Origin of the sequence: Pleurocapsa sp. CCALA 161, from assembly GCF_003003995.1 — a bacterium.
Taxonomy (GTDB): domain Bacteria; phylum Cyanobacteriota; class Cyanobacteriia; order Cyanobacteriales; family Xenococcaceae; genus Waterburya.
In genome coordinates this window covers 1-14,425 of the sequence record NZ_PVWF01000114.1, presented here as the reverse complement: position 1 = coordinate 14,425, position 14,425 = coordinate 1, and the positions used below count along the sequence as shown (strand labels likewise).

15 protein-coding genes and 1 pseudogene are annotated in these 14,425 nt (G+C 38.2%); 9 read left to right on the top strand and 7 right to left on the bottom strand.

From position 1 onward, the window contains the following. Window positions 1-193: pseudogene (locus C7B62_RS26660) on the top strand (Uma2 family endonuclease); the annotation flags it as partial. A gap of 77 nt (window positions 194-270) precedes the next feature. Here C7B62_RS26660 and C7B62_RS26295 read toward each other — a convergent pair. The 6 genes from C7B62_RS26295 to C7B62_RS20295 all read right to left on the bottom strand — a co-directional run bounded on the left by C7B62_RS26295 (window position 271) and on the right by C7B62_RS20295 (window position 3,703). After that, the gene (locus tag C7B62_RS26295) at window positions 271-588 is read right to left on the bottom strand and encodes a DUF305 domain-containing protein (RefSeq protein WP_199194298.1); all 318 of its coding nucleotides are present in this window, start codon (window positions 586-588) and stop codon (window positions 271-273) included. Further along, window positions 572-886: a DUF305 domain-containing protein gene (locus C7B62_RS26290; RefSeq protein WP_199194297.1), complete on the bottom strand. Its 315-nt coding sequence runs from the start codon at window positions 884-886 to the stop codon at window positions 572-574. Before C7B62_RS26290 ends, C7B62_RS26295 begins: the two co-directional genes overlap by 17 nt. A 76-nt stretch (window positions 887-962) precedes the next feature. Then, window positions 963-1,475, bottom strand: a complete 513-nt coding sequence (gene fldA / locus C7B62_RS20310; RefSeq protein WP_106241482.1) for a flavodoxin FldA — start codon at window positions 1,473-1,475, stop codon at window positions 963-965. Between the two features lie 147 nt (window positions 1,476-1,622). After that, complete coding sequence (locus tag C7B62_RS20305; protein ID WP_106241479.1) at window positions 1,623-1,970, bottom strand: four-helix bundle copper-binding protein; 348 nt, start codon at window positions 1,968-1,970, stop codon at window positions 1,623-1,625. 345 nt (window positions 1,971-2,315) lie between these two features. Beyond that, entirely contained in the window at window positions 2,316-2,903 is a 588-nt protein-coding gene (locus tag C7B62_RS20300) for a Spy/CpxP family protein refolding chaperone (RefSeq protein ID WP_106241476.1), read from the bottom strand. A gap of 32 nt (window positions 2,904-2,935) precedes the next feature. Next, window positions 2,936-3,703: a hypothetical protein gene (locus tag C7B62_RS20295; RefSeq protein ID WP_146132150.1), complete on the bottom strand. Its 768-nt coding sequence runs from the start codon at window positions 3,701-3,703 to the stop codon at window positions 2,936-2,938. A gap of 319 nt (window positions 3,704-4,022) precedes the next feature. Between C7B62_RS20295 and C7B62_RS20290 the strand changes: the two genes are divergently transcribed. The 7 genes from C7B62_RS20290 (at window position 4,023) to rppB (ending at window position 12,880) form a co-directional block, all read left to right on the top strand. Next, window positions 4,023-7,148 carry an efflux RND transporter permease subunit gene (locus tag C7B62_RS20290; protein ID WP_106241469.1) on the top strand — a complete coding sequence of 1,042 codons (3,126 nt, stop codon included), beginning with the start codon at window positions 4,023-4,025 and terminating at the stop codon, window positions 7,146-7,148. Window positions 7,149-7,311: 163 nt separating this feature from the next. Then, window positions 7,312-7,788, top strand: a complete 477-nt coding sequence (locus C7B62_RS20285; protein ID WP_106241466.1) for a hypothetical protein — start codon at window positions 7,312-7,314, stop codon at window positions 7,786-7,788. A gap of 347 nt (window positions 7,789-8,135) precedes the next feature. Continuing rightward, window positions 8,136-8,621 carry a DUF2808 domain-containing protein gene (locus C7B62_RS20280; protein ID WP_106241462.1) on the top strand — a complete coding sequence of 162 codons (486 nt, stop codon included), beginning with the start codon at window positions 8,136-8,138 and terminating at the stop codon, window positions 8,619-8,621. Window positions 8,622-8,718: 97 nt separating this feature from the next. Continuing rightward, window positions 8,719-9,198 (top strand): DUF2808 domain-containing protein, encoded by a 480-nt coding sequence (locus C7B62_RS20275; RefSeq protein WP_106241458.1) that lies wholly within the window; start codon window positions 8,719-8,721, stop codon window positions 9,196-9,198. Between the two features lie 205 nt (window positions 9,199-9,403). Beyond that, entirely contained in the window at window positions 9,404-10,798 is a 1,395-nt protein-coding gene (locus C7B62_RS20270; RefSeq protein WP_106241455.1) for a TolC family protein, read from the top strand. A 19-nt stretch (window positions 10,799-10,817) separates the two neighbouring features. Continuing rightward, window positions 10,818-11,513, top strand: coding sequence for a two-component system response regulator RppA (gene rppA, locus C7B62_RS20265; RefSeq protein ID WP_106241452.1), 696 nt, complete (start codon window positions 10,818-10,820; stop codon window positions 11,511-11,513). Beyond that, window positions 11,513-12,880, top strand: coding sequence for a two-component system sensor histidine kinase RppB (gene rppB / locus C7B62_RS20260; RefSeq protein ID WP_106241449.1), 1,368 nt, complete (start codon window positions 11,513-11,515; stop codon window positions 12,878-12,880). The genes rppA and rppB overlap by 1 nt, the downstream gene beginning before the upstream one ends. Window positions 12,881-12,941: 61 nt before the next feature. Here the strand turns inward: rppB and C7B62_RS20255 are convergent, their stop codons facing one another. Beyond that, on the bottom strand, window positions 12,942-13,298 hold the full coding sequence (locus tag C7B62_RS20255; RefSeq protein WP_106241445.1) for a tyrosine-type recombinase/integrase: 357 nt from the start codon (window positions 13,296-13,298) through the stop codon (window positions 12,942-12,944). 181 nt (window positions 13,299-13,479) lie between these two features. Between C7B62_RS20255 and C7B62_RS20250 the strand changes: the two genes are divergently transcribed. Further along, window positions 13,480-14,425, top strand: a 946-nt coding sequence (locus C7B62_RS20250) for a transcriptional regulator (protein ID WP_106241440.1), incomplete at its 3' end; no start/stop codon positions are given.

Genomic DNA, 14,425 nt, shown 5'->3' with positions numbered 1-14,425 from the left:
AGAAGTATGGTTTTGGAAAGAGAATAAGATTATTTTTTATCAATTAAATACAGATGGTTATACAGAGATATCAACTAGTATCTCTTTGCCCAATTTAGCTGCTAATACTTTGGAATCTTTTGTGAATCGAGGGTTTACCGAAAGTCCTTTAATTATTGAGTCAGATTTTATCAAACAGATAGCAAGCAGTTAAATAAAAGCGATAGGCTCCGTCTAGCCTACAGATCGCTACACAAGTTGGATTCGTTTAATGTTTGTATGATGAAAAAATTATTGATTGCTGGCCACATTTAGCAGCCTTTGCATCTGAGCAATTTCTTCACTTTGACTCTTAATAATATTTTGAGCTAGTTGACGAATTTCAGGTCGTTTTGCACTATTAACAACCATTCCAGCCATCATTGTCGCTGTTTGATGGTGACGTGTCATTTGACGCAAAAATTCTCGATCAAAATCTGATGCATTTTTCAGTGTATTTATCATATCTGCATTCATCATATCTCGCTTCTGCATAGACATCATCATTCCCTGCCCCATATTGCGATCGGGAACTGAAGTTCCATACCACTGTTTATACCATGCTTGCATCTGTTCGATTTCGCGATTTTGGTCTTTGACGATTGATTGATTCAGCCAACTTTTTGATTTCAGGATTTTTGGCTTTGTTTAACGCCATCTGAGCCATTTCTATAGCTCCTCGATGATGGGGAATCATCATCTCAATAAATGTTTTATCTACTTCAGCATTCATTCCCATATTATGATCCATGGGACTTGTGTTTTCTGAAGGTGGAGTTTGCGTTAGCTTTTGCTCTTCTGCTTTGGCACTATCGAGTACGCTGTTTGTTATCAACATTAGAAGAGCATAAATTGCTAATTTTTTCATTGTTTTATTTGCTAATTTTTATTAACGAAGTTGTTTAAAATAGACAACATTGCCAAAATAAAAAAACCTCGATTTTCTAGCCACTAAATTCCTGCTTTAATTGAGCTACCCAGGTTTTGATTCGTTTTTCGGTTAAATCAGATTGATTGTCTTCATCCAGGGCCAGACCGATAAATTTGCCATCGTGGAGGGCTTTAGAATCACTAAACTCATAACCCTCCATAGACCAATAACCAACAGTTTCGCCACCGAGTTCTGAAATTTTCTCTTCTAAAATACCTATTGCATCCTGAAAAGTATCGGGATAGCCTACCTGGTCTCCTGCACCAAAATAAGCCACTTTTTTACCAGTGAAATCAATATTATCCAACTCCTCGTAATAGTTATCCCAGTCATCTTGCAGTTCGCCAACATTCCAGGTAGGACAACCAATAATTATGTAGTCGTATGTGTTAAAATCACTTGCTTCTGCTCTAGAAATATCGATTAAATCTACAACACTATCGCCACCAAATTCTTTTTGGATTATCTCAGCTTCGGTTTGAGTGTTACTAGTTTGAGTACCGAAAAATAAACCAACTTTAGCCATTTTTTCTCCTATTTATAATTTATAAGTAGCTTGTTAATCAAAGAGGATAAAGTCGGAACGCCAGAATGAATAAAGCCAATATCAAAGTAATTAGCATGACGTTCCGACTCAGTTATTTTTACTCGCTAAAAGACATAAAAACGAGGATTATGCCATTGCTGCTGCCATCTGACGGCAAGATTCGGCACAGCGACGGCAAGATGCAGCACAACGTTTACAGTGTTCGTGGTCGTGCTTTTCACATTCAGCCGCACAGCGCGTGCAAGCTTCAGCACAAACACCGCACAATTGGGCGTGAAGGTCGGAATTACGAGACATAAAGCGAGCGCACAGAGCGCAAGTATCGGCGCAATCGCGACATAGTTTGATACATTCAGCCATCATTTGTACCATATCGCTGTCTAAACAAGCGGTGGCACAATTTTCACAATCGCGCAGGCAATCGAGACAAGCTTGAATACAAGTTTCAAGTTGGGATTGATGAGTTGCTGTCATGATTTAACTCCTATTAGTTAAAGTAATAAACACACATGATGCAGTTTTCATGTTGTCTGTTTTAGATTAATAAGATTAAAAGAGCGATTCATCTTACTTATGACTTAATCTAGATTTCATTCCTTTGCTATACAAGCATTTCATCTCAATTTCATTTAGACGTGTTATGTGATTTTTATTAATATTGATAAGCTTGTAAATAAGCAATCAAAAATATTAATAAAGCAAGAGATCGCCTCCCCGTGAATTTTCAAATTACTGCCTCGCAAATTAGTCAAGGAAACAATCGAGGAAATTTTGATAGTAATCAAACCCGTTTTTTAGAAAATTATTTTCTAACTAAAATTAGTGATGACGTTGCTGATGAATTGGTTTTGACTGTTCTGAAATACTACTGTAACCTCTAAGCTTATTATAGTCATCAATTTGTTCTGGCTTAAGCAGAGGCTTAATTTGAAGATGAGCCATCAAATGAATCGCACGAAACTGACTATACAGCTTGCCTAACTCTTCTATATTTGTTTGCATCTCGGTTTCATTAATCTTATCACTGGCAAAAGCAGTACTAAGTTGTTTTTCATGGTTAACAATTTGTTGTCCAACTCCTTTAGCATCCGTTTGCATTTGCTTAAACACAGTCTCAATTTGGAGAATTTGATTAGAAGATAGCTTCAGTTCCCGATTTAGATCGAGGATATGACGAGGGCCTGGATAACCATTCAATTCTGCCATACGTGCGTAACCCGCACCTCGTCCGTTAAGTAGATCGTTGACTTCAAGAGTAGTTAATCCGCGAATTGGACTATCGAGTTGCGTTGCATAAGGCGAAAGATTTGATGGTTGAGGTTGAGTATAGCCAAAACGCGAACTAAGAACAACGAGCGACGCAACTAAGGAGAAAAATCCCAGGAAAAACAGTATTTTTTTGAACATGAACAGTCTATACTCCTAGTTTTTACTAATTTTTAGTTTAACTTTTTTAGTTTAATAGATAAAGAGGAAAACATTGGATTTTGCTGAAGTAAGGTTGTTTTTAACTGCTGCTCTATATTTGTCCAAGATTCTTCTTTAGTAATAGTACGAGTACTGATAAAGTTTTTAATTTGCTGATAAATCGGAATAAAGTCGGGATAATTAATGGAAGAAAAATTATTTTTGTAAGTATAATACACATCAATTTGCATTAACGAATCTTGACTTTTTTGTATAAAATTTACAGGAAAATTAAAATGCCAAGATTCTTTTTTTTCACCACTGTAAGTTTGAGTTACAGTGGTTGAGCGATGATAAGAGTATTCTTGATTGGGATAAACTGCCAAAGTAATAGTTACTGAAGATAATTTTGGATTTTGTTGGATAATTTCCTGAGTTAAATAGTAGTTGACTATTTCCCAATAATCAGTTTCATTAGGATAATTTTTCAGGAGAAATTCTACTTGTTTAGATATACTTTTTTTATAAAAAATTAAACTAGCTTTTTCTAAAAAAGAACTATATTGAATACTGATATCTAGAGTGTTAATTCCTTGATGTCTAATTGAATAATTTTCGAGAGTAAATTTAGTATTTGTTTGGGGCAAATGGTTTTTTGCTAAGATTGTATTACTTTCTAATGAAAAATTTTTATGATTATTAGTAATATTTTGTGCTGCTAATACATCAATACTTAAGATATTTATAATAATTACAAAAAATAAAAATTTGCTAGTTTGAATTATTCTAATGAACATCATATCACTTGAATTACATTTGACTTTAACTTGATTTCTATTGTCTCAGTCGTAGATGAAATCAAAATGAAATTTCGTGCTGTTTTTTAATCTGAATTTAATAAATTAGATTATTTAAATCTCTTAATAACTGTAAAGCTACTGGATGTTAGTTTTTTTCGTGAGTAAAGTTTTTGAGAGGACTTTGTACAGAAACAAGAGTGAATTTCAAATAACAATGTTAAGTATTTTCACGCAAAGGATAAAACTTCGGTTAGAATTTCATCTTCATTTCATCTTGGAGTGTCATTCTAAGTAGAATCTGTTGTAAATTTTATTTTTTATGCTCAACTCCATCCTCAAGTGGTCGATAATCCAACGCTGGCTAGTAGTTATAGGAGCTATTGTTGTTACTATCTTTGGTGCTTATAATCTCACCCAAATGCCACTAGATGTGTTTCCTGACTTTGCTCCGCCACAGGTAGAAATCCAAACAGAAGCCCCAGGACTCGCTCCTGAAGAGGTTGAATCGCTAATTACTCTGCCGATTGAAAGTACGGTCAATGGTACGCCTGGCGTAGAAACAGTGCGTTCTTCCTCTGCGGTGGGCATTTCCGTGGTCAAAGTAATCTTCAAGTGGGGGACAAATATTTATCAAGCACGTCAGTTGGTAACGGAGCGATTGCAACAGATAGTGCAAAAATTGCCAGAAGGCGTTGAAAATCCGCAAATTTCCCCTATTTCTTCTCCGATTGGTACAGTCGTTCAGTACGCCTTTACGGCCCAAACGACTCCACTGATGGAAGTGCGACGCTTAATTGACCGCGATGTAACTAATCGATTGCTAGCTATACCAGGGATTTCTCAAGTCATTGCCTATGGGGGGGATGTGCGCCAATATCAAGTATTGGTCGATCCAGCCAAATTAAAAGCCTTTAACATCTCCTTAGATGAAGTAACCACAGCAGCTAGAGGAGCTAATGTTAATGCAGCAGGCGGTTTTTTGATTAATCCCGACCAAGAAATTATTATTCGTGGCATGGGGCGCATCGAGTCAATCGAGCAACTAGTAAATTCTGCGATAACCGCTCGTAATGGCACACCCGTGTTACTTAAAGATATAGCAGACGTGAAGATTGGAGCTGCTTTAAAGCGCGGGGATGGCAGTTTAAATGGTCAGTCAGCTATTGTTGTGATGATTAATAAACAACCTCAATACGATACTCCCACCGTTACTAAAGAGATTGAAATGGCGATGGAAGAGGTCAAAGCTGGACTACCCAAAGATGTAACAGTAACGGAAACTTTTCGTCAGGAAAATTTTATTGAATTTGCAATCGAAAACGTTACTGGTTCTCTGCGTGACGGAATTATTATTGTTTCGATTATCCTGTTATTATTTTTGATGAACTGGCGCACTGCCATTATTACCCTCAGCGCAATTCCTTTATCGGTTCTGATTGGAATGCTGATTTTAAGCTGGTTCGGTCAGGGGATTAATACCATGACTTTAGGCGGTTTAGCGGTGGCAATTGGTTCGGTAGTAGATGACTCGATTGTCGATATGGAAAATGCTTATCGGGGTTTGCGAAAGAATCAGTTAGCAGAAAATCCCGTACATCCTTTTCAAGTGGTTTACGACACCTCAGTAGAAGTACGAGTCAGCGTTATTTTTTCCACAGTCATTATTGCGGTTGTCTTTGCCCCGATTTTTTTCCTGACGGGAGTAGAAGGTCGTATTTTTACACCTATGGGTGTTGCTTACTTAGTATCGATTTTTGCTTCTACCCTTGTGGCAATGACCCTATCTCCAGCACTGTGCGCGATTTTGCTAACCAAGCGACCTTTGCCATCGGATGATACTTGGGTTAGTGCTTTATCGCAACGAATTTATCGACCTCTGCTTAATTTTGCCACCCGTTCCCCCAACATTATTTTAGTAGTGGCAGGAGCTTCTTTGGTTGCTTCTTTAGCAATTCTGCCAAGTTTAGGACGAGTATTTTTGCCAGAATTTCAAGAACCATCATTGGTGAATACGATGCTGCTTTATCCAGGAAGTTCTTTGGAAGCGACAAATCAGGCTGGAATAGTAATGCAGGATGCCCTTAAAGAAGATAAACGATTTAAAACTGTACAGTTAAGGGCTGGACGCGCTTCAGGGGATGCTGATGCAGGCGGAGTGAACCTGGGTCATTTGGATGTGGAGTTGAGCGAAGAGGGATTGAAAGATAGAGAAGGGAGTATTGACAAGTTACGAGAGGAATTTGCGAGAATCCCTGGAGTCGCTCCTAACATTGGCGGATTTATTTCCCACCGCATGGATGAAGTGTTGTCTGGAGTCAGAAGTGCGATCGCCATCAAAGTTTTTGGTCCTGATTTAAAAGAATTACGCCGTCTGGGTTCTGAGGTAGAAGAAGCTGTACAAGATATTGAGGGGCTGGTAGATTTACAACTTGAACCCCAAGTTCCGATCAAGCAGATACAAATTCAATTTAACCGAGAAGCAGCTGCTCGTTATGGATTAAGCGTCGGTAATCTAGCTGAGATGGTGGAAACAGCACTCAATGGAACAGTCGTCTCTCAAGTTCTCCAAGAACAGCAACTGTTTGACTTGGTGGTTTGGTTGCGCGAAGAGGCTCGCAACAACTTAGACGTAATCCGTAATTTATTGATAGATACACCTACAGGTCAAAAAATTCCCCTCGCTCAAGTTGCCAACATTAATTATGGAACGGGCCCCAACACAATTAATCGAGAAAATGTCTCTCGTTTAATCGTTGTTTCTGCCAATGTATCGGGTCGAGACTTAGGTTCAGTCATAGCCGAAATTCAAGAGCGTGTAGGTCAGTCGGTGCAGTTGCCTACAGGCTATTTTATTCAATACGGCGGTCAATTTGAATCGGAACAACGAGCAAGTCAGAATTTATTAATCTATGGGGGACTAGCACTTGTTGTAATCGCCGTTTTAATGTATTTCGCTGTAAAATCCGTAGGAGCTATGATGATGATTATGATTAATCTACCTCTGGCACTGGTAGGAGGCATATTTTCTATTGCCATAGGAGGGGGAATAATCTCTGTAGCCTCGTTGGTGGGATTTATTACTTTATTCGGAGTGGCAACACGCAACGGATTGCTGCTGGTAGATAACTATAACAATAAACTAGCAGGGGGAATGCCTTTACGGCAGGTCATTTTTGAGGGTTCTATGGAACGTTTAGTAGCTATTTTGATGACGGCATTGACTTCTGCTTTGGGAATGATTCCGTTAGTTATCGGCACGGGTGCGGGGAAAGAAATTTTGCAACCTCTAGCTGTTGTGGTGCTGGGAGGGTTGGTTACTTCTACTGCGTTAACGTTGTTAGTATTACCCGCCTTGTACGCTAAGTTTGGCAAGTTCTTGATACCCAAGCCAAATATGTCAGTCGTTGAAGATGGCAAGGTAATTTCGGAGGTAATTAAAATATAAAAATTTTGGTTTTATTCTAACGGAGAAGCTTCGCTAAAGCAATTATATATCTTCGCGCAAATGATAAAACTTCTGCTAAAATTTCATCTTCATTTCATCTTGGAATGTCATTCTAAGTAGAATCTGTTGTAAATTTAATTTTTCTAAATAAGGAGGAAGTAACTTGAAATTATCTAGATTAATTTTAATTAGTTTAAGTATTTTCGGAATTTCATTAGTCTATAGTAACGTCGCTCAAGGTAAAGATTTAAATAACTCTTCTACAAATTCTTTATCTCAAGTTGACACTTCAATTATTGTCAATAGTAATAAAGATGATAGTGGTGAATCTCTTGAGGGACAAGTAGTCGAATCAGGTCCTTATCATTTAGAATTTGTACCTGAAAAAGAGTCAAATGGAACTCACTTAGACTTGTACTTACAAAAAGGTGATACTCACGAAGCTATTCCTAATGCGAAAGTAACGGCTCTAGTTCAGTCACCTGATGGCAAACAACAAAGTCTAAATCTCACTTATGATGCTGAAGGAAAACATTACACGGTTTTATTTCCTGGTACGACAACTGGTCAATATCAAGTTAAAATAACCGCAGATGCTAGTGGAGAAAACGTAAACGGTCGTTTTAGTTTTCAGCAATGATATTTTCTTAGCTAAAAATGTCGGCTCTCAAGATAATTCAATGGCAATGCCAGAGTTATAATTGTTACTTTTTGAATTAACTTTCTATAAAAGCTAATATTTATCTAAAACTAATAGTGTAATTAATAGCTAAGTTGATATTTTTTACACTTTTGTAACCAACCCGTTTTTAACAATGAGATTAAAACGGGTTTTTCTTTTTGATAAAACAACTATTTTTTAAATCTTTAGGTAAAAAATCTAAATTTCATCTTGGTTTCATTTTCATCAGTCAATTTAGTAGATCTAAAGATTCATGAAAAAAGGTGAATCTAAAGTGAAAAATCATTACTTCTTACAGACTCAAGATGAAAAAACAACTTATTTTTACTGCGATCTTAACTATATCCTTTACAGTTTTAAATTCTGCTGCTTTTGCCTATTCAACCAGAGAGACAACAACCGTTCCTTATCTTGTAAGCTCTACTCAATCCCCTCAAACTAGATGGTCAAATGTGAGACATACCTTTAGAATTCAAATTCCTGAAACTAGTTCTGCTGTTTCTCAAGTAAAAGTTATTTTATCTCCAGGAGTCACTGTCAAAAATGATATTACAGTACACGAGCGATCTGGGAAAGAAATAGCAACTAACTCTAATGTTGGTGATGATGCAGTAATTATTAATTTTACTGAACCACTTAAGTCAACAAATGAGATTGAAATTGACATGAATAAAGTAATTCTTTCGAGACTTCATCGCAACCCTTGGAGCTATCGAATCAAAACAAAGCTTGCCGATACCGAAACAGAATTAGATCTTGGTGTTGCTCAAATTCGTAATTTTCAACGCTAAAAAATTACCAAAAAACTGAAATTTCACTTTGATTTCATTTAGCTTTGTCAAACTAATAAATAAGAACCAATAAAGTTGATTATTTGAGGAACAAATCATGAAAAAGTTAATTTCTACTGTTGCATTTACCTTAATTACCATATCTTTACCAGCTACAGCTTGGGCAAGCGGAAAGTCAGATTACCCTGATGCTAACCATCTTTTTGATAGTGCAGCAATTCCCAGTAATGCTCGCATCCAAAACGCTACTCATAAGTTTAAAGTTCACGTTCAAAAAAGCCCTATTTCCGAACTTTCGATCTATTTACCAGAAGAAGTAAGTCTTGCTAAAGATATTGAAGTAACAGATCAAACTGGTCAAAAAATTGATGCTCAAGCTTCTATTGATAGTGGAAAAGCAACTATCGCTTTTGCTCAAGCAGTTGCTCCTGATACGGTTCTAAAAGTTAATTTACGCGGTGTTAGAACTACAGGTTTTCAGGAAAATTGGCTGTATCGAGTATATAGCCAAAAAGTTGGTTTGAATGCAGAAACTCCATTAGGAACGGCTGAAGTTCGTACTTACTTATCAAATTAAAATTTACTTATGAAAAAAGTTAAGTAAATTATCCTGATCGATTATTGTTTTTAGACTCTAACTTGTAGTTGGGGTCTAATTTTGTGAAAATTTCATCTTGATTTCATCTGGCTGTGTCAATCTGTCTAATTAGAGGGAAACTTAAACACTTAATTACTCTCCTTAACTAAAAAAAAATTCCAATTTAATAGTCGCTCAAAAGTTTATGTCTTTGTCTCGAAAGTTAATCGTTATAGGTGTTGGTGTGGGAATTAGTTTTAGTCAATTAGAATCGGTTTTGGCTCAAAGTAAACTTTCTTCTGAAGCGGACTCACAAAAACAGCAGCAGAAGAATAATTCTCTACAACTTCCGACTTCCCCTAATCAAGTAAAAATTCAACAAGTGCGATCGCTTAGTCTCAAACAAGCACTAGAGCTAGCAGCACAAAATAATCGAGATTTACAGATTGCTGCCTTAACCTTAGAACGCTCGCGTTCGGCTCTACAACAAGCTCAAGCAGCTTTACTGCCAACTTTCGGAGTAAACGGAGAACTCAGACAGGTTGGCGACCAAGAAAGACCTGGAGACATAATTTTCGAGCCAGAATCTGCTTCGCCTACTTTTTTGAGCGGTACTGTAGAAGCTAACTATAACCTGTTTACTTTTGGCAAGCGATCGGCACAAATTAAAGCCGCCCAGGAACAAGTAAAATTCGAGCAGTTAGAATTAGCGAGAATTCGCCAACAAACTAGACTAGATATTTCCAGTGCCTATTACGATTTGCAGGAAGCCGACGAACAAGTAAAAATCAACCGAGCAGCCGTGGAAAACGCTCGAATCGGTCTGCGCGATGCCCAATTGTTAGAAGGAGGAGGAACGGGAAGTAAACTAGATACAATTAGGGCTTCAGTGCAGTTAAAAAATGCTGAACAAGACTTAATTCAAGCTCAAACCGAGCAGGATATTGCCAGCGATAAGTTAACCAGAATCTTAGGTTTATCCGAAACAACTGATGTTGCTGCTGCCGAGCCAGTCCAAACAGCAGGTCAATGGAATCGCTCTTTAGAAGAAAGTATTATTCTAGCTTTTCAAAATCGAGCAGAATTGAAACAGCAGTCGATACAGCGCAATATTAGCTCTCAACAGCGACAAATAGCCTTAGCTGAAATTAGACCAACTGTAAGTTTGTTTGCCAATTATCAAGCATTAAGCGAACTAAGTAACAAAGGGGCAGATGGCTATGCAGCAGGAGCTAGAGTCGCCTGGAATTTCCTTGATGGTGGAACGGCATCAGCAGCAGCAAAACAGGAAGATGCGAACGTTAAAATTGCCGAAACTCGTTTTGCCGATACCCGCAGCCAAATTCGTTTGGAAATCGAACAAGCTTACAAAAATCTGATGGCGAATGCTAAGAATATTAAAACGGCAACTGCTGCCCTAGAACAAGCACAAGAAGCACTGGAGTTGATTAGCTTTGGCTATCGTCGAGGTGCAACTACTCAGCTAGAAGTGAACACGGCACAAAATGAATTGACCAACGCTGCTGGCAATAAAGTCAAAGCAATTTTGAACTACAATCGCTCTTTGACCTCGCTAAGAAGAGCAATTAACGATTTATAGCTAAATTTAACCTAATAAAATGAGAATTCTCCTCGTTGAAGACGAACCAAACTTAGGTGCTGCGATCGAACGCACTCTCAAACATCATAAATACATTGTCGATTGGGTAAAAAACGGTGATGACGCTTGGAGTTATCTAGAAAGTAATTGGACACAATACACCTTAGCTATTTTCGATTGGTTAGTGCCTGGTTTGTCAGGAATCGAATTGCTTAAAAAGTTGCGTGCTAAAAATAATCCCTTACCAGTCTTAATGCTCACCGCCAGAGATCGCATGGAGGATAAGGTGACTGGATTAGATGCGGGTGCAGACGATTATCTAATCAAACCTTTTGGTATGGCAGAATTATTGGCACGTTTGCGAGCATTACAGAGGCGATCGCCCCAAATTCAGCCTCAACACTTAGAATTAGGAAACTTGAGCCTAGATTATGGCAGCCAGACTGTTTATCATCTGACACCAGAAGGCGATAAGGAAAAGGTTTTGTTAACCAATAAGGAGTTTCAATTACTAGAGTATTTCATGAAGCGTCCGAATCAAATTGTCACTAGCGAGCAGATTCGCAATCAACTTTGGGAAATGGATGCAGAATCTTTTAGCAATGTCGTTGCTGCTCAAGTACGCTTACTCAGACGTAAGTTAGAAGTAGTCTCTTGCTCCAATTCAATTGAAACCCTACGCGGTTTAGGATATCGGTTTAACCTAGACAAATGATGAGACAAAATAAACTCTTTAATAAAACTCGCGTTTCATTGTCTCTCTGGTACGCAGGAGTAATGGGATTGATTTTGAGTCTGCTGGGAATGGGAGTTTACAAAGCGATCTCTCATGCTCATTGGGTTGCCCTCGATAATGAATTAGAATCTGTAGCGGGAACTTTACACGATAGTCTAGAGCTAAAATTAAAGCAGCCAGGACAAATTGAACCAATTATTAAAAAACTTTTGCCCAATCTTTGCTTGGTTGAAACTAGCTGTATTTCTGAGCGTTTTAACTCGCAACGTCACATTCTTTCTGCTATTGATCGAGGTAATTACTACGCTCGCTTGTACGATATGTCAGGACGCTTAATCGCTATTGCGGGAGATTATCCAGAAGGATTACCTCAAGCGTTAAACAAAAAACCTTGGCAAACTTTTAAAGATGGCACGGGCAACATCTATCACCAAATTTCTCTTTCGCTGCATACTCAAACTAGAGAAGATTGGGGCTATTTTCAAGTTGGACGCAGCCTTGCTGATTTTGAAGATTATCTCGGTAGGGTAAAGTTAGTTCTGCTCTTGGGATTACCAATTTCATTAATTCTCGTAGCTGTTGCTAGCTGGTGGTTGGCTGGATTGGCAATGCAACCGATTTACCGCTCCTATCAACAAATCGAACAGTTTACAGCAGATGCCGCACACGAATTGAGAACCCCTTTAGCAGCTACGCAAGCAACGGTAGAATCATCACTGTTAGTCGATCTAGACAAACAAGAAACAAAAGACATTTTAACTACGATCAAGCAAGAAAATAAAAGATTGATTCAACTGGTTGCCGATCTGCTATGGTTAGCTCGGATGGATCGAAAAGCAATTCCTTTACGCCAACAACTTTGTTGTTTAAACGATTTGGTTGATGACTTAGTAGAGGAACTAGAACCATTGGCAATCGCTAATCAAATAACGCTGACTTCTGAATTTAGGGTGAAAAAATCTATAAATGTAAGTGGCGATTGCGACCAATTATATCGTTTAGTTTATAACTTAATCGTCAATGCCATCCAATATACGCCTTCAGAAGGTCGAGTTACGGTTATTTTAGAGCGCGATGCCTCTCACGCTCTAATTCAAGTTAAAGATACGGGTATTGGTATTGCACCAGAACATCAAAAAAAGATTTTTGATCGCTTCTATCGCATCCAAGACGATCGCTCTCGCAGCACTGGTGGTTCGGGGTTGGGGTTGGCGATCGCCCAATCTATAGCGCGATCGCATTCCTGCAAGTTAAGTGTTCGCAGCGAATTGGGTCAAGGCAGTACTTTCATTTTTCAACTTCCTCTAGCGAGCAATTTAAGGGATACAAAAAGCCTCATACCTTAAGGCTGAGGTAGTTTACTTCACTTTCTATATTAGTGCCTGGGTTGTTTTCCCAGCGATGCCTTTATGCGAAGCGGTATCCTTTAGGACGGCTAGCTTCGCGACACGAAGTTAGTCCTTTAGGGCAATCGCCCACATGAGCATAGATAGAAGTAGTTCTAGGATCGGCATGACCCAACAAATCTTGCACCTGTCTTAAGTCCGAACCAGTCCTCAATGCTAGCGTGCCAGCAGTGTGTCTTAGGCTATGAGCAGAGAGTGTTCTACCTGGAATATGCTTTAAGTTGGTGACAGACAAATAACTATCAATAATAGCTCGAATACTCCGTCTCGATAACTGTTTGCTTTTACTATTGTTGCTCAAGGAAACAAAGACGTAATCGGTGGGCTGAATTTTTCTTCTCAGAACTTTCCGCCACAATCAAATTTGGTAGTTAAATTAATCTGCAAAAAAGACAAAGAAACAGAATAAAAGCTAATTTCTCAGCTATGTTTTTAGATAGCTACGCTTTTTTTGTGGCTTTATTCGGACAAATGCTGAACAAGGAAAACATACCTCTTTGCTCTAGCTGAACCTAAACTCTTCTATATCTGGCGTAACAATGGGGCATTCTGACGCTAAAATTAACCATAAAAGAGTCAAGACCGAAAACAACTCTCATGAGTCCAGTATCAAGAGTCAATCCGAACTCTATCTCAATAGAAAAGAAGCAAGATCGCCTACAGAACCACAACTGTGCCAAAACAAATTTTACAAAGAATGTCCTAGTAGTGCAATAACTGACACAGTTTACACAGCAGGGGTTATAGGGATGGATTTTTGGCAATTAAAACCCAATAGATTAAACGGAGGGAAAGATTTTACCTCTGGTCGAGTCGAGTTACAAATTCGAGATAGATTTGACCTGACTGACTTTGCCGAAGTAGCATATCAAACTAAAGAAGTAATTGCCCATCAATTTGGCGAACAAACCCTAAAACTACATTATGCACTAGCTGCGATCGCTTTTCGTAAACCCGAAGCTTGGAAAGAAGGAATTACCGTGTCAGCTTCTAAACTTTTAGCTGACTTTGGTGAGGATAAAAAAAAGAGACAATACATATCAAAAAACGAGAGAAAAAATAACTGTAAAACAACTCGCTATTTTTCTAAAGATGAAAGACTACTTCAGATTGCTCACCAAGCCTACTTACTCAAACGACTCGAAGTTTGGGTAAAACAATGGAAAGTTCGCCATAAAGGTATTTTTTCGCTAAAAATGTCTAATCTTTGGGATATTTCAAGTATCGAACAAATTTCTCAAAAAAGCCTTTATAGTGACGACCACATAATTGATATTGAAATTACCTACAGTCCAGGCTCTTGGTTTGAAAAATTTGCAGGACATGAATACTTGTGCGAATTTGGATATTTAACTGGCGAGGCTCTTAAACTAGATCCTTATCGTGAAATAATGGCCTTGAGAATAGCTTATTTTGCTCTTTTCGCATTACAGCAGAGTAAGAGTGGTTATTTTCAAATAGAAACCCTTTTAACCAGTATTGGAT